This window comes from Methylococcus sp. EFPC2 (assembly GCF_016925495.1).
GTDB lineage: Bacteria > Pseudomonadota > Gammaproteobacteria > Methylococcales > Methylococcaceae > EFPC2.
Window position 1 is genome coordinate 777,124 of record NZ_CP070491.1, and the last position, 16,872, is coordinate 793,995.

Genomic DNA, 16,872 nt, shown 5'->3' on the forward strand with positions numbered 1-16,872 from the left:
CTAAACAGGCGCGGCGTAGAGTGGAATAGGGCCACGGTTAGCACTGTATTGCGTAATCGGGTCGATTAAGTCGGAGGGTGCGTGCTTTGATCGGCAAATTCCGCCGCCGTTGGGGCCTGGCACGCCGAAACGGGGCGGCGATTGCTGCTGGTGGCGGTCGGCACGGGATATCACGCCGGTTCCTCCATCGCCTCAACGAGTGCAGTCACGGAGGAGGCCGCCGGAAGCTCGTGTTCTCCGTACAGGCGTGCATACAGTCCGCCGCCGGCGATCAGCGCATCGTGCTGGCCTTCCTCGCAGATCACGCCGTCCTCGAAAACATAGGCCTTGTCGGCCTGTTTGATGGCGCTGAGCCGGTGCGCCACGATCAGCGTGGTGCGGCCGGCCAGGAAATGCGCCATGGCCCGGTGCAGACGCGATTCCGTTTCGCTGTCCAGGGCCGAGGTGGCTTCATCCAGGATGACCACCTTGGGTTCGGCCAGGATCATGCGGGCGATGGCCAGCCGCTGCCGCTGGCCGCCGGACAGCCGCATGCCGGTGCGGCCGACCAGGGTATCCAGGCCGAGCGGAAAATCTTCGACGGTTTCCTTGAGCTGGGCGATCTCCAGGGCCTGCCAGAGTCGCTCGTCGTCGCGGTCCCGGCCCAGCGTGAGATTGGCGCGTACCGTGTCGTTGAAGATCGCGGGGTGCTGCAGCACCGTGACCACATGCTCGCGCACCACGTCCAGGCCGATTTCGGTCATCGCCACGCCGTCGAAAGCGATCATCCCTCCGCTGGGCGGGTAGAGGCCAATGAGCGCCTGCACCAGGGTGGACTTGCCGCCGCCGCTGGCGCCGATCAGCGCGACTTTCTCGCCCGGACGGATGTCCATGTTGACCCCGCGCAGCACTTCCTTGCCGTTGGGATAGCTGAAATGCAAATCCTGTATGGCGATGCCCACGGTCGGCTTGCCGGCGAAAGGGTCGGCATGGTGCGGATAGCGTGGCTCCAGCTTGAGCTGCAGCAACTGGTTGATGCGCTCCAGCGCGGCGCGGGCGCCGTGGAAGGCATACTGGATCCCCAATATCTCCTGCACCGGCGACATCATGAACCAGAGGTAGCCGAATACGGCCATCATTTCGCCTATCGTGAGCCCGGAGTAGATGACCATGAACATGGCCAGGGCGCGGAACACGTCGAAGCCGAACAGGAAGACCAGGAAGCTCATGCGATTCGCGGCGTCGCTCTTCCACTGGAAGGCCGCCGAGTGTTGCCGTATGCCGGCGGCGGCATCCAGGAGGCCATGCATGTAGTGCCGTTCGCGGTTGGCGGCGCGGATCTGGTGGATGGCTTCCAGGGTTTCGCTCAGCGCTTGCTGGAAGATGCCGATGGCCGAGTTCTCGTGCTTCTTCAGGTGTTTGACCTTTTTGCCCAATACATTGGTGAAATAAACCACCAGTGGGTTGAGCAGCAGGATGAACAAGGCCAGTTGCCAGTGCATCCACAGCAATATCGCCGCGGTGCCGCCCAGGGTAAGGATGGCGACCAGCAGCTTGGCGATGGTGCCGCCGATGAAGCCGTCCAGGGTGTCCAGGTCGGTGACCAGATGGCTGACCACCTTGCCGCTGCCCAGATTTTCGTACTCGGCCATGGAGATGCGTTCCAGACGGTGGATCAGCCGGGAACGTATCCGGAACGCGATATCCTTGGCGATGAGGGTGAATTGCCGGGTCTGCCAGACGTTGAGCAGTGCCGCGCTGACCCGCAGCAGCAAGGTCAGGGCCAGCAGGATCAGGATGTAGAGCGGTGGACCCTGCCATTCGGCCGGTGCGAGCCGGTTTATCAGGTTCACCGTCGCACCCGGCTTGTTCAGCAGCACCTCGTCGACCAGCAGAGGCATCAGCAGCGGGACGGGCACGGCGGCCAGGGCGGACAATATCGCCACCACATGCGCCTGGACCAGTTCGGTCTTGTGTTCCAGCGCGATGCGGCGAATATAAGGCCAGTCGAAACGGAAGGGCTCTTCGTCGTCTGTCATGGGGGCCGGGCCCGAATCGGGCCGGGAGAGCCTGCCGGCGGAGCCGGGCGATGCGTGTGGATACATAAAATGAGATCGCGGCGATGGAGGTGAATGATTTCACTTTATCAATTGCCGCGAGCCCTGAGAACTCACATTCCCGCGCCCGGCCAAAAGGGCCTGCGGCAAATTGCAATGCCGGCCAGTTAAGCCCCTCTACCTTTGGGAAGGGTTGCGACTCAAGCAACCGTTTGCGATTGGAAGGTCGCGACTCAAGCGACGTTTGCGATTGGAAGGTCGCGACTAAAGCGACGTTTGCGATTGGAGAGGGGTAGGGGGCAATGCTGTTGAAATAAGGAACCCTCTCCCTCTGGGAGAGGGCAATGCCGTTAAGTTAAGAGGCGCATCGTCACCCCGGCAGGGAATGCCGGGGGTCCAGAGGCCACGGACGGCTGAGGCGTTTTACCTCCCTGTAACCTGGGTTCCGGCAATCCATGCCGGAATGACGGCTTAACTTAACGGCATTGTGGGAGAGGGCAGGGTGAGGGCTAAAGCGCGTGATGTTTCAATAACTTCGTTGCAAACATTGGGCGTCCAGACCCTCACCCTTACCCTCTCCCAGAGGGGCAATGCCGTTTAGTTAAGCTCCTTCCCCCGACGGGGGAAGGATGGGATGGGGGCGATCCAAACCATCAAGCGCTTATGATCTCGCCCCCACCCCGGCCCTCCCCCGGCTGGGCGAGGGAGCAAGAAGGGCTTAACAGAACGGCATTGCCGGTTGCTCAGTAGGTTTCACCTCTGCGCCCGGTGGTGGCGCCATTTTTGGTCAGGTGCCAACTCCCGTTACAGTGCCGATTGATGAGGTTCAGGTCGCGCCTGATAGCAAGCGTGTAAATCAGGTGCCATGAATCCATGGTCTGGATAAAGCAATTGCCGGATAATCGCACGGGGGGCTATGAATGCCGGCATTTCGGCCACAGCGTTTGTTCACTCTGTCCGAGACATGCCGTTCACGAACGTCCGAAGATTGAACGAGGGCAGTGTAGCTATTGCACGGCGCAATAGAGAAGCGTATTGCGCAAAGGTTAACATTCGGCGGAATACGCTGCGCTATTCCGCCTACGCGGGCTTGATTTCTGTTAGTGTGTTAATGCTTATTATTTTTCTTTTTTTGGATCTGAAATCAAAAGATCAACAAGCTTAACAACTGCGTCTTTCTGAAGTGGCCCACGCTTAGAAATTCCAGCATAACTGGAATTAAACTTACAGGTAATTGCCTCCCATAGCGCAACCTGTTGAGAATAATCGTTCCCGCCATTCTCAGACACTTCAGCCCATGAAGCATTGTTAACTCTTAACATTTCAAACATGATCCAGAACGCGTTCTTATCAACAGGCGTACCATTTTCAAATGCAAATCGAAACTGATTTTGTATTGAAAACTTTGTGTATTCATCGCTTTGCAATGCTCCTTGACGAAGAAGATCGCCATATGTTGATGCCGCAATTTTTACGCCACCAATACATGCAGAAACGTCAGTCACAGGATATGCAGCCGCTTGGCGCATAAGTTCATACACGTGCCCCTCCTGTTTTGTAGTTGTAATTTTGTCTTTTTCCTCTTGAGTGTTTTCAACGTTTGAATTTTTTTCATAATCCCAAACACAGTAAGATGGAGACGCTTTGATTTCTTTAATAGCGCTTGGATTGCCTTCAAGTGCTTGCTTTGCAAGCTTTCCGCACTGGGAATCGGGTTTTTTCGTATAGTACTGTGCAATATTATCTGCACAGGCCATGCATAGCCCAATTTCTGAGAATTTATTTCTGAATTGCTCATAGTCTAAATTTTCTTTGTGTGCAATTTTTTCAACAATAACTTTACTCTTGAAATTTACGGCGTTTTCGCCAAATACATTCTTTTTAATTAGGCTTCCTCTCAGGTTTTCTCCACTATTTCCAATTATTGGCAAAGTTTCTTTTGGCTGAAGGCTCGCTATAGGCATTGAAATTTCAATTGTATATTCTCCAAGCTCTAAACCTGAATCTCCTTTTGAAAATGGCTCTATTTCAAATATTCCATTTTTTACTACTGTTTGTGCTTGTGCTGCATATGCACTTTCAGGCCTAGTAAGTGTCGCCATTAGCGCAATACCGTCCGGTAAATTCGTGGTGCCAGTAATTTTAAGATTATCTGAGCCGTCTGATTTAAGTGAAATATCTACGTCTAACGCCAATACAGTTACCGAAAATAGCAATAGAAGCATTGTTATAACATTCTTCATGACTCCCTCCTTATGTAGGCCTAACGCCAGCCATAACCGGCCCCAAAAAGCGGAACGCAGCGCAGCTTTTTGGGTCCGAGTTTATGCATTGTTAAGCATTTTATCTCTTCCGCTTCGATTCACTTTTAACTGCTTCGTGAATCTCTTGGAAAATGACACCCATTTCATTTGCAAACGCATCATGCCGCAGTAAATTCGGCAACCGTGGTGTGCGAACATCGGGAGGAAATGAAATATTGGCGAATATTGGATAGGGTATACCCTCAACATCATCCAACGTCAATCGTTTCGCCAATGGGTAACCAGCATTCCCAAATTTGTTTATCAATACCTCGTTAATTTTTTCTTTGTACAACTCAGGCTTTAGTTTGATGTACCGTCTATTTACACCCGATAGACGAGTGGCTAATTGAAACATCATATCAGGGAGAATATCTAGATTGTTGTAATAGAGAATCAGAAGGTTTGAGTTGCCAAAATAGTCAAGTTCTCCTGTAGAGTATAGCTCCTGCAACTTATCCGCTCTTTTACGCAATAGACATGAATGCACAAGAGCGGACGCACTATACCCTTGAAATGACCCGTTATCATGATGCCTTCTTAATAATTGAATTTCATCAAATGCTGCGTCGAAATTTCCATTAACCAAATGCCGTTCAAGCCCATAGTAATATACGAACACATAGCCAATATCTATTTCTTTCGTAACATCATAAAGCCATCGTAGATACAAGCCCCTTTGTTCTGGATTCATTTCACTATATGAAGGAAAATACGAGAGCTTTTCGACTTTTTCTGGGGAAGGTGGGTCTACTGCTGGCAATACCGCGTATATAGTGCTTGGATCATCCGGCACTTCCTGATTGAGACCGACGTCACCAGCTTCAGAAATCGAGATGGTAAATTGCAGGCCAAAGCCATGGCTCTTCGGCTTTTCATAAGAAATGAATAAGAGTTCCTTTCGATAAGGAGGAATCTTGTTGATTGCAGGATTAGTCTGCTTCCTTGGAATCAGTTTATTCAGTAATGACATTGGGCCATCCCTTCAGGCTATTTTTATGCCTAACTTGAACCTGAGGGGCGCGACGCTTGCGGCGCGTCCCAGCCCCCGAAGGGGACGAACTCGAGCGGAAGGTTATGTTTCATCTTGAATTTCTTTTTTGGCTATTGATATTAACTTCGGCAGATAGTTATCAATCACCTCTTTAATTTCCATAGATAGCGTAAGCAACCACTCCGCCTGATCTTGCTCAGAATGCATGTCAGGTATACTTTCTTCATTTATTTGAAACCGAGTTTGCATCAGCTTTACATTTGCCTCTTCCAGAATTATTTTAAAATCCTCTGACAAAAACAAACTTCCGGTTGCACTGTGCTTTGAGATTGTGCGCAAAGGCTCGTCAAATTTCACGCTTACCTCAATGGTTGGTTCGCAGTAATGAGAGGCTCTTATATATTCTGACCAATGCCCCAACTCTTCAAACGCCTCAATAATTTCTTTATATATAGCCCTTCGTTCATCCCATAGCTTTTCTTGCTTGAACTTATTTAGAGCTAAACGTGAACCAAGATAAGCTGCAATAAACCCAACCGTAATTGGAGATAGATATGTAGATATTTCATCAACTGCCACACAGCTCTCCTGAAACATAACATTTTACTTGGCAGAATCGTTAATTAGAGCGCTATACAGATTCTGTATAGCCTCTACACTGGTATATGGGTGTAGTTCGAGTTGCCGGCCTGACATCCATGATTTGCCACTTTTTCGCGAGGCTACCTTTATGCCTTTCGTGTCGTCAACCTCGGGGGATAAGCCCGCGTAGGGCGGAATAGCTCAGCGTATTCCGCCGAATGTTTACCTTTCATATGGCGCAATACGCTTCGCTATTGCGCCTTACGGCCCTGCAATAGCCCACAGTCCTCGTTCAATCTTTGGAAACGCCGACGTTCGTGAACAGCATGTCTCGGACAGAGTGAACGAACGCTTTGGCCGAAATCCTCTCATTCAAAAAAGCAGGCTCGGCCAACGCCGAGCCCTTCGATCGTGCGTACTTGCTTCCTTCAGCCCTTGACGCTTACTTCCAGAACCTGGCTCCAGTGGCCTACGCGCTCGTCGCGGATGCGGTAGATGGCGCGGTATTTCCAGATGGCGGCGGTGCCGGCGGGCGGGAGGGGGGAGTTGTCCTGGTAGCCGGGGGACATCTTGATGGTGAGCAGGTTGAACGCGCCGGTGCCGTGGTCGGCTTCCAGTTCCAGGGCGTCCGCGCCGTTGGCTTTCCAGTTGATGACGGGGTGGCCGCCCTGGTAGGCGAAGCTCAGCGCCGGTTGCAGTTCGGCCGGGTCGTGGCCGTTGCTTTGCGCGGCGATGATGTTGAGCGCGCGGCCTATGGTTTCGGTGTAGTTGTGGTGTAGCTTGATGCGGACGATCAAGCCGCCGATGAAACCGAAGATGTCGGCATAAGGTTCGGCCGCCGGGGCGGCCACCGTCACCGGAGGCGGCGGCAGGCTCACCGCGGCGCCTTTCGGACCGTCGCGCAGCACGCGTTTGAACGCGAACAATGCGTCGGTGTATTTTTGCGCGGTGTCTTGCGCTTTCAGAACATGGTCGAACCAATCGGCGCCGGTTTTCACCAGGGCGAGATCGTCGGCGCTGATTTCCAGCAAGGCGGCGTAATTGGGCAGATGGTTATTCAGGTGCTGGAGCAGAGCCAGCTTGCCGTTATCGTCGCGAGGAATGGCGGTAGCATTCGGCATGGTGTGTGTCCTCCTTAAAACAATTCCAATGTTCCAAAACATGCAAACGCAGCCGAATCCTAGCCATCCCATCTCGCCGGGCGCAAGAATTATTTGGTGATAAAGATATTTATGCCGCAATTCACCTGTTTTTCCTTATCGGTGACCGGTGCAAACGACGTGGAATCAGGTTGTCACAGGATGATCACCGCTTGTTCTCCGGCGATTACCGGTGATTGTCTGGTCATCACCGGTTTTCACTCGGTGGTCACCGGTTACCAAGCCGTGGGCACCGGTGACCGTCGGAAAAAAACCGGTTACCACGTCACGAATACCTTTTACCCTCCGGCGATCACCGCGTACCTTGTCGCGGTCACCGGTTTTCACGTCGCCATCACCGGTGATCATGTCATGGGCACCGGTTTTTATGTCACCGTTGCCGGTGATCGTGTGATGGTAACCGGTGACCGTCTCGCAATCACCGGTATTCTTGCAGCGCTCAGCGGTGAAATTCCGGTGGAGTGCTCTTCCCGACCTACCGGCCGAGGTTTTTTACCCGTGGGAATGACGGATTGTTTCGAGAGTATGGGGCCATGCCAGGGAGGGACGGAGATGAGGGCTCAATGCCGTCAGGTTAAGCCCCTCTACCTTAGGGAGAGAATCCTGTGTGCCAAGCGCACCGAATTGTTCCCAGGAACCAAACCGTAGGGTGGGTAAACGGCTTCTAGTTTGCCCACCGCTTTTCGGTGGGCAGATAGAGCCTGCCCACCCTACCGGAGACACCGTTTCGTAGGAAGGTTCCTGGGTAGGGGGCAATGCCGTTAAGTTAAGCCGTCATTCCGGCATGGACTGCCGGAATCCAGGTTACATGGATGTATGACGCTTCAGCCATCCGTGGCCTCTGGACCCCGGCATCCCAATCGCAAACGGTTGCTTTAACCGCAACCCTTCCCTGCCGGGGCGACTTGAAACCTTACCAAGGCGGCCCGAGCTCCCTGGTCTTTATTTGTGGGAGCGGCTTTAGCCCGCGAAGATCGCGGTCCGAAGGCCGCTCCCGCCATAACATTTTTGCACGGGGGTAATGACAAGGAATCGGTCAGACTTGCCCGGGTCGGGTAATCCGGCGGTATTTGGACGTAGAATTCGCTACCATCGCATCAGGACGAGACCGCCGCCATGCCCCAGCCATTTTCCAGCCACGCGAACACCCTCTGGCATGCCGCTGAGCCGGACGATGTCGTCGCGGCGTTGGGCTCGGATACCGTTTCGGGCCTGACGGAAACGGAAGTTGCCCGCAGGCGGGAGCAGGCCGGCTGGAACCGGCTGACGCCGCGCAAGGGCAAGGGCCCGCTGCTGCTGTTTCTGCTCCAGTTTCATCAGCCGCTCATCTACATCCTGCTGGTGTCCGGTGCCGTGACCGCCTTCCTGCAGGAATGGGTGGATTCCGGCGTCATCTTCGGCGTGGTGCTGGTCAACGCGATCATCGGCTTCATCCAGGAGGCAAATGCGCTCAAGGCCATCGAGGCCTTGGCCCATACCTTGAGCGTGTCCGCCACGGTGCTGCGCGACGGCGAGCGGAGGGTGATCCCGGCCCTGGAACTGGTGCCGGGCGACATCGTGTTCCTGCTCTCCGGCGACAAGGTGCCCGCGGATCTGCGCCTGCTGCGCACCCGCGATCTGCAGATCGACGAGTCCGCCCTGACCGGCGAATCGGTGCCGGTGCAAAAACACTCGGCCCCGCTGGCGGAAGGCACGCTGCTCGCCGACCGTGCCTGCATGGCCTATACCTCGGCCCTGGTCACTTACGGCAGCAGCACAGGCGTGGTGGTGGAAACCGGCGACCGCACGGAAATCGGCCGTATCAACCGGATGATCGCCTCCGCGACCGATCTGGACACGCCGTTGACGCAGAAGATTTCCGAGTTCAGCAACTTGCTGATGTGGATCATCATCGGCTTCGCCGCCATCACTTTCGCGGTGGGCTGGCTGCGCGGCGAATCCGCCCTGGAGATGTTCATGGCGTCTGTGGCCCTGGCCGTGGGAGCAATACCGGAGGGCCTGCCGGCGGCCCTGACCATCACCCTGGCCATCGGCGTCTCGCGCATGGCCAAGCGGCACGCCATCATCCGCAAGCTGCCGGCGGTGGAGACGCTGGGCGGCACCACGGTGATCTGCTCCGACAAGACCGGCACGCTGACGCAGAATCAGATGACCGTGCTGGCGGTTTACGCCGGCGGCGAATTGTTCGAAGTGAGCGGCGGCGGCTATGCGCCGGAGGGCGAATTTCGCCGACAGGGCCGGCGCATCGAGCCGCAGGACCATCCTGCATTGATGAGCTGTCTTCGGGCCGGGGTGCTGTGCAACGACGCCCGTTTGGTCACGGATGACAAGGGCTGGCGCATCGAAGGCGATCCCACCGAGGGCGCCTTGCTGGTCGCCGCCCGCAAGGCCGGCTTTCACGAGCCGCACGTGCACGAGGCCTATCCGCGGCTGGACGCCATTCCTTTCGAATCCCAGCACCAGTTCATGGCCACCCTGCACCACGCCGTGGACGAGGATGCCCATTACGTCTGCCTAAAGGGCTCCGTCGAAAGCCTGCTGAGCCGCTGCGACTCCGCTTACGATGCCGCCAAAAACCGCGTTCCCCTGGACGCGGCGGCCATCCACGCGCAAGTCGATGCGCTGACCGCACGCGGTTTGCGCGTATTGGCCTTCGCACGCGGCGACCATGCCAGCGAAGATGAAACCGTCGACCATCACGAAGTGAAGGAGGGCCTGGTCTTCCTCGGACTGCAGGGCATGATCGATCCGCCGAGGGCGGAGGCCGTGCGCGCGGTGGCGGCCTGCCAGGCGGCCGGCATACGGGTGAAGATGATTACCGGCGACCACCCCGGCACGGCCGGCGCCATCGCGCGCGACCTGGGCCTGCTGCGGCCGCGCCGCCTGCAACTTTTGTTCGGCATCGCCCCGACCGGACCCGTGTTGACCGGCGCCGAGCTCCTGGACCTGGACGACGAGGCGTACCGGAAACTGGTGCAGGAGTGCGACGTTTATGCCCGGGTCGCACCGGAGCAGAAGCTGCGCCTGGTGCGCGCCTTGCAGTCCTTGGGTCAGGTGGTCGCCATGACCGGCGACGGGGTGAACGACGCGCCGGCCTTGCGCCAGGCCGATATCGGCGTGGCCATGGGCAAGTCCGGCACCGAAGTGGCCAAGGAAGCCGCCGCGATGGTGCTGACCGACGACAATTTCGCCACCCTCGAAGCGGCGGTCGAGGAGGGCAGGGGAGTCTTCGACAATCTGGTCAAATTCATCGCCTGGACCCTGCCGACCAATATCGGCGAAGGTTTGGTCATCATGGCTGCGGTGTTCGCCGGCGCCGCCCTGCCCATCCTGCCGGTGCAAATCCTCTGGATCAACATGAGCACGGCGGTGCTGCTGGGCCTGATGCTGGCCTTCGAACCCAAGGAGCCCGGCATCATGGCCCGCCGCCCGCGCGACCCGGCCCAGCCGCTGTTGACCCGGCGCCTGGTGTTTCGCATCTTCCTGGTGGGCCTGCTGCTGCTGGCCGGCGCTTTCGGCCTGTTCCAATGGGAGCTCGCGCAGGGCGAACCCCTGGCCAAGGCGCGCACGGTGGCGGTCAACGTGTTCGTGTTCGGCGAGCTGTTCTATCTGTTCAACTGCCGCTCGCTGGAATACTCCATGCTGCACGTGGGCCTGTTCTCCAACCCCTGGGTGATCGGCGGCGTGAGCCTCATGGCGGCCTTGCAGGTCTTGTTCACCTATGCGCCGTTCATGAACCTGTGGTTCGGCAGCGAAGCCATAGGCCTGGAAGAATGGGTGCTGATACTGGCGGCGAGCTGGATCACCTACGTGGTCATCGGCGTGGAGAAGTGGCTGGGACGACGCTGGCCCGGCCGTATCCGCTAACCGGCCGGGAGCATCGGGCCTTGCCACGCAAATCGTCGTGTTGTTCTGGCAGAATGGGCGTCTCGTTAAGCGGGTCTGCGAGCCTATATATGCGGTTGAAAATGGTCTTGGCAAAATGGGTACCGCTCGCGGCATTCGCATTGCATCTAGCGGCGTGTGTGGCGCCGGCCACTTTGGAGAGGGCGACCCTGGCATACGATCAATCGGTCACCGATCTGACGTCGAGGCAGTTGCTGCTCAATATCGCCCGAGCCCACCAGCACCTGCCCATCCATTTCACCGGCGTGGCCAATATCGCCGCGAGCTATAACTTCCAGTTCAGCGCCGGCGCCACACCCGCGCTCACGGGCAGTTCCGGAACGGCACTGGTACCGGTTTTCGGCGCCGGCGTGGGGGAAAACCCCACCATCAGCATTGTGCCTATGGAAGGGGAGGAGTTCACCAAGCGCCTGCTGGCCCCGTTCAGCGAAACCAAGCTGATCATGCTGTTGCGTCAGGGCGTGGATGTGGATTTGCTGCTGCGTCTGATGGCGAGCGAGTTCCGGCCGGATGGCGAAGAGTCGATATCGTTCCACAATCTGCCGGCGGACCACGAGGGCTATTCGCAGTTTCGCCGCGTGGTCCTGCATCTGTCCTCGATACAGGACCGCAACCGGCTGTATTTCGAACCGCTGAATTTCGAGCATCGCTGGACCTTGCCCGCCGACGGCGTGAAGGCGGAAGACCTGAAAGACCTGCCGCCGGAGATCACGGCGGACTACGATGCGCAGGAGCGTGTCTGGCGGCTGCGCAAGCGGGTCAGCGGGCGCATCCTGATCACCAATTACGATCCCGGTTCCTTGAGCGAAGATGAACGCCAGCGTTTGCACGAGTTGGCCGACCGGAATCCGCCGGACGAAGTGGCCATCGATATCCGTTCCGGTTATCCGGGCGGCGCATGGCCGATACGCGGCCGGTTTCGGCTCCGCAGCTTTCATAACGCGTTGAATTTTCTTGGGCGAGGGGTGGCCGAGGAAAGCGAATATCCCGTCGAACCCGACCCCAGGACGCCGCCGGTACGGGAAAATCCAATGTCAACGCTGGCTCTGCTGGAAAGCGACAGCGAACCCGACGGGGTCGATTGGAGCGTGAATCTCAACGGGCGCTATTACGCGGTGAGGCCGGAAAAGGGCTATCCGTGGAACCGGGAGGCTTTCCGGCTTCTTTACCAGTTGTTCCAGATGACCATGACCGAACTTCCCCGGCTGGGCGCGCCCGCCATAACCATCTCCAAGTGAATCGCATGAGCCAGTCGGCCTTAACCCCCAGCTCCGCACGCAAAGCCTACTCGTCCATGCTGATGTCCTGTGTGCTTTATCGCCAGGGGCGGCGCGTCGGCGATCTCGATATAGAGGATATCAGCGAGGTCGTGGGAGAGCCGGACACCCTGGTCTGGATGGAGTTGCGCGAGCCCGACCAGGCCTTGCTGGAAAAGATCCAGGCGGAGTTCGGTCTGCACGAACTGGCCGTGGAAGACGCCCGCAACGCCCGCCAGCGGCCCAAGCTGGAAGCCTACGGCGAAAGCTTGTTCGTTGTGCTGCAAACTGCGCAGTTCATCGGCAAGGACTTGCGCATCGGTGAAACCCATGTATTCGTCGGTCCCCGGTTTTTTATCACCATCCGGCACGGTTCCTCGCTGAGCTATCAGAAGGTGCGGGAACGTTGCGACCAGATGCCCGACCGGCTGGCCAAGGGGACCGGTTTCGCCCTCTATGCCTTGATGGACTTCATCGTCGACCACTACATGCCGGTGGTGCACGGTCTGGACGAACGCTTCGACCGCCTGGAAGAAGACATCTTCAAGAACCGCTCCAGTCAGGCCACCCTGGAGCAACTCTACGAGCTCAAGAGCGAATTGCAGCGTCTGCGGGCGGCCGTATCGCCCATGCAAAACATCTGCAATGAGCTCATGCATTTTCACGGCGACATCCTGGCGGGCGACGGGCAGTTCTATTTCCGCGACGTGTCCGACCATGCCGAGCGTATCAGCCAGGCCATAGACGGCATGCGCGAAATGCTGCTCGCCGCCATGCAGGTCTATCTGGCACTGATGACCGTGGGACAGAACGAGATCGTCAAGCGCCTGGCCGGCTGGGGCGCCATCCTGGCCTTGCCGACTATGGTGTTCAGCCTCTACGGCATGAACTTCCACCACATGCCGGAGCTGGACTGGGAATACGGCTATCCCGCCATACTCGGCGGATTGCTGGCGCTCAGTGTCGGCTTGTATTGGCGCCTGAAGATCGCGCGCTGGCTGTAAGAAATATCCTTCATTGATCTGAAACCACAACAGCGGAAAGATACGGCTGCCCGAGGAGCGCTCCCATCAGGGGGATTTCGCCCGCGACGGACGTCTGAAGCCCGCCGCTAGCCGCCGCGTTCGCGTGGGCTCCCACCGATCCATAACAACAAGCATGCACAGGAGGGATTGCCATGGCTACTCGTCCGACGACCCGGAGAACTCAAGCAAGCGCGAAGGCCAAGCTGGGCCTGGCTTTGTCCGGAGGCGGCTTGCGCGCTTCCTTTTTTCACATCGGCGTCCTCGCGCAACTCGCGCGGCAAGGCCTGCTGCGCCATGTGGAGGCGATCAGTGCGGTGTCGGGCGGTTCCATCATCGCCGCGCTCTATTACCTGCACCTCAAGAATCTGCTGGAATCCAAGCCCGACGAAGCGGTCACGGACGAGGATTATGTGGCGATCATCCAGACGATAGAACGGGATTTCCTCAAGGCGACGGAGAACAATCTGCGCATGAAGACCTTCGCCAGTTTCGCGCACAACTGGAAGATGCGGCATCCCGATTACTCGCGCAGCGACCGGATCGCCGAGCTTTACGATGAACTGATCTACCGCGCCGCGTTCGGCCGGGAAGCCGAGCCCATCCCCATGCAGGTCTTGAAGATATTCCCGCCCGGCCGGACCGATTTCTATCCGCGTACCGACAACGTCGGCCGCAGCGCGAAAGTCCCGGTCCTCATCCTCAATGCCACGACCCTCAACACCGGCCGCAACTGGCAATTCACCGCGCAAACCATGGGCGAGCCGGATCTGCGCACGAGGGCGGCGGCGCATGCGGACGATACCGATACCAAGCCCTTGCGCTTGCGGCGGGCGGATTCCTATGCCGGCCTGGTGCCTTACCAGGCGGACTTTCCGCTGGGCCACGCCGTGGGTGCCTCGGCCTGCGTGCCCGGGCTGTTTCATCCCCTCGCGATCAGCGGGCTCTATCGGGACGGCGAGGAAGACATCCGCGTGCAGTTGGTGGATGGCGGGGTGCACGACAATCAGGGCGTGCAAGCCTTGTTGTTCGAGGAGTGCACGGCATTCGTGGTCAGCGATGCGTCGGGGTGGCTGGCGTTGGAAAACCAGCCGGGTGTCGATCCGGCTTCGGTCCTGCTGCGCGCCAGCGGCATCCTGCAGGACCGCGTGCGCGACGGCAACCTGAGCCGACTGATCGAAACCCAGGGCAGGGGACAGATCGCCTTCCTGCATCTGCGCAAAGGCCTGGAAATACGCGAACTGGCTTGGCTCAATACCGAAGGCCAGCCGGCGGAAGACACCGGCCTGATCGGTCCGGACACTCGGAAGTTCGGCGTCGATCCCGCGGTGCAGCAGGCCCTGGCCAACATCCGCACCGACCTGGACGCGTTCACCGAAGTCGAAGCCTATTCCCTGATGCTGGATGGCTATCTCATGAGTGAACTCGAGTTGACGGCATTCAAAAAGACCGTGCACGCCCCCGAACTGCGGGCGGCACCGACGGCCGCTCCTATCGACTGGCAGTTTCTCCGCGTCCAACCCTGGATCGACAAACCCGGCGAGGGCGACTATCTGCGCCAGCTCCGCACCGGCCACCTCCTGTTCGGCAAGGCACTGCTGCTCTTCCCGGCCCTGCTGGCCGGGCTGATCGTTTCGGTGCTCATCGCCCTGGTCCTGGCCTGGCCCACCCTGGTGTCATGGGTGGGCAGCAGCATACCGGTCTCGCTGATCGTGAGCGCCGTGGCCTTGTATGCCCTGGACGCGCTGGGCGGCAAACTGGTCAAGCTGCCCAAGTTGGGCCAATGGGCCGATTTGCTCGACACCCTCAAGTTCCTGCGCACCGCGCTGGCGTATTACCAAAGCGCCAAACGCCTGCTGCTGCGCGTCGCCGTTCCCTTGGCCGGCACGCTGCTGGCCCAGTTTTACCTCGCCTTCATCAATCCCCGCTTCCTCAAGCGCGGACGCATCGAAACCTTGCAGAAGGGCGATCCGCGGTAGAGGCTCGAACAAACGCCCGCGCACGATGGGCAGGCGGGGCGATCCCCGACCGTGGGCTAGGGCGTATCGCCCGCCGGCGACTCGGACTGAGGCGTCACGGTCCTCAGCCAGCCGTGTATGCGATCGACCCGCCCGTGTAGCCCACATGGTCGTAGGCAAGTGCAACGAAAAACGCGCATAAACTGGCCGGCTGGCGGGGCGTCGTAGTCGATTTCGACTCCGGTCGAGGCTATTCCCGGAGCGGGGGCAATGCGTCCCGCTCTTCACGGCGCCACGCGCCGCCGACTGGAGGACGCCGATCTACGCCAGCCTGGGCGCAACTCATTTTTCTAGCACTTCGAGCTTCAAGCCGGCGACCCTCGGTGTCCACAGGATGGGTTTCACCTTTGGTCCCGTTCCAGCCCACAAATCCGCTGAAACGTTGCCGCGAACGTCAACGCGATAAGCTGCGCATCCCCATAGGATGCCGCCGACGCCAGGAGGCGCATCGCTCGCGAAGCCCGTGCGCAATAGGCGTCAGCCGTATTACGCCGCATGGCCATTTCATCCGCTGCAATACGCGATGCAACCGCTCGTACCCGCGGACTGGCGGGGCCGAAGGACACGGCCAAACAGGAGAGGGTGTCGCTGCTTGCCGATGGGCCGCATTCGAATTCCCCGCTGCGTCCGGGCTGGGTTTTTCACCGCCGCGCCCGCCTAGGGGCCGGGCGGCCGGGCATCCTTGGTGGGCAATTGCCGCAGCCAGCCGTGGATGCGGTTGATCAACATGTCGTTCCAGCCTTCCAGCCGGTGGTCCGTGTCCGTTAGCGGGACGATGCGGTAACCGGCGTTGTGCTTCATCAGATGGCGGCGCTGCTGGATCAGATCGTCGTCGACGCCTTCCTTGCCGCCGAGTATGTCCAGCAGGGGAAGCTCCGCCTTGCCCAGCGCGTCGTTCAAGGCGGTGTCGTGCTCCGGGTCGCCGTTCGGTCGGAGGTCGAGCAGGATTGCCGCCCCGACCTTGGCATCCGACTTTTCCTCCAGGTAGCGCAGCACGGCCAGCCCGCCTTGACGGTAGCCCAGCAAGATGAGGTTGTCGGGTTTGCGCTCCTGCAGATAGCCCAGCGCGGTGTCGATGCGGGTCAGGGTTTCCGGCATCAGCGGCAGATAGTCGTCGGCGCCGGCTTCGCGCAGAGGCCCTTGCAGGGCCAGGGTGGCCCAGCCGCGGTCCGGCAGCCGCTTGCGCAATTCCCGCAGCAGGCCGGGAGCGTCCAGCGGGGAATCGGCGTCGTGCAGCAGCACGATGGCGCCGCGAGTCTCCCGCGTGGCGGCGTCGCGATAAAGGGCCTGGAAGCGGGTGCCCTGGGCTTGCAGCCAGACCATCTCGCCGGCCTGGGTACGCGCTTCCAGTTCGCGGGCGAGTTCCTGCTCGCGCAGCACGTCCGCGGCCGGGAGAGGCAGGCTGCAGCCGGTGAGGAAGAGCATCAGGCCGATACGGGAACTGCGCGACATGGAGGGGGGTACGGTCGTTTTCTCAAGTGGGAGAGATGGCACATCGCCCCGGACTGCGGCCCCGGCGTGCGCGGTATTCTGCGCCCGTGGAAAAGCCTGCCACAGGCCTGGAAAAGGTTTCCACGGCCGAAAAAAGTCTAGCC

At 58.8% G+C, this 16,872-nt stretch carries 11 protein-coding genes; 4 read left to right on the top strand and 7 right to left on the bottom strand.

Annotation, left to right across the window (positions count from 1 at the left end; translation table 11 throughout):
• Positions 1 to 170 precede the first annotated feature (170 nt).
• The 6 genes from JWZ97_RS03330 to JWZ97_RS20295 form a co-directional block, all read right to left on the bottom strand.
• Positions 171 to 2,018: an ABC transporter ATP-binding protein gene (locus JWZ97_RS03330; protein ID WP_205433369.1), complete on the bottom strand. Its 1,848-nt coding sequence runs from the start codon at positions 2,016 to 2,018 to the stop codon at positions 171 to 173.
• Between the two features lie 1,136 nt (positions 2,019 to 3,154).
• Entirely contained in the window at positions 3,155 to 4,279 is a 1,125-nt protein-coding gene (locus JWZ97_RS03335; protein WP_205433370.1) for a hypothetical protein, read from the bottom strand.
• A gap of 100 nt (positions 4,280 to 4,379) precedes the next feature.
• Entirely contained in the window at positions 4,380 to 5,312 is a 933-nt protein-coding gene (locus tag JWZ97_RS03340) for a TerB N-terminal domain-containing protein (RefSeq protein ID WP_205433371.1), read from the bottom strand.
• A 102-nt stretch (positions 5,313 to 5,414) separates the two neighbouring features.
• Positions 5,415 to 5,912: a hypothetical protein gene (locus tag JWZ97_RS03345; protein ID WP_205433372.1), complete on the bottom strand. Its 498-nt coding sequence runs from the start codon at positions 5,910 to 5,912 to the stop codon at positions 5,415 to 5,417.
• A gap of 431 nt (positions 5,913 to 6,343) precedes the next feature.
• Entirely contained in the window at positions 6,344 to 7,036 is a 693-nt protein-coding gene (locus JWZ97_RS03350) for a hypothetical protein (RefSeq protein ID WP_205433373.1), read from the bottom strand.
• A 165-nt stretch (positions 7,037 to 7,201) separates the two neighbouring features.
• Positions 7,202 to 7,462: a hypothetical protein gene (locus JWZ97_RS20295; RefSeq protein WP_371822610.1), complete on the bottom strand. Its 261-nt coding sequence runs from the start codon at positions 7,460 to 7,462 to the stop codon at positions 7,202 to 7,204.
• A 729-nt stretch (positions 7,463 to 8,191) separates the two neighbouring features.
• Here JWZ97_RS20295 and JWZ97_RS03360 point away from each other — a divergent pair.
• From JWZ97_RS03360 to JWZ97_RS03375, 4 genes are all read left to right on the top strand, one after another.
• Positions 8,192 to 10,942 carry a cation-transporting P-type ATPase gene (locus JWZ97_RS03360; RefSeq protein WP_205433375.1) on the top strand — a complete coding sequence of 917 codons (2,751 nt, stop codon included), beginning with the start codon at positions 8,192 to 8,194 and terminating at the stop codon, positions 10,940 to 10,942.
• A gap of 158 nt (positions 10,943 to 11,100) precedes the next feature.
• Positions 11,101 to 12,219, top strand: coding sequence for a hypothetical protein (locus JWZ97_RS03365; RefSeq protein ID WP_240342458.1), 1,119 nt, complete (start codon positions 11,101 to 11,103; stop codon positions 12,217 to 12,219).
• Between the two features lie 5 nt (positions 12,220 to 12,224).
• Positions 12,225 to 13,241 (top strand): magnesium and cobalt transport protein CorA, encoded by a 1,017-nt coding sequence (locus JWZ97_RS03370; RefSeq protein ID WP_205433376.1) that lies wholly within the window; start codon positions 12,225 to 12,227, stop codon positions 13,239 to 13,241.
• A gap of 173 nt (positions 13,242 to 13,414) precedes the next feature.
• A complete protein-coding gene (locus JWZ97_RS03375; protein WP_205433377.1) occupies positions 13,415 to 15,238 on the top strand; it encodes a patatin-like phospholipase family protein in 1,824 nt (607 codons plus the stop codon).
• 696 nt (positions 15,239 to 15,934) lie between these two features.
• Here JWZ97_RS03375 and JWZ97_RS03380 read toward each other — a convergent pair.
• Positions 15,935 to 16,729 carry a DUF3530 family protein gene (locus JWZ97_RS03380; protein WP_205433378.1) on the bottom strand — a complete coding sequence of 265 codons (795 nt, stop codon included), beginning with the start codon at positions 16,727 to 16,729 and terminating at the stop codon, positions 15,935 to 15,937.
• Positions 16,730 to 16,872: the final 143 nt, after the last annotated feature.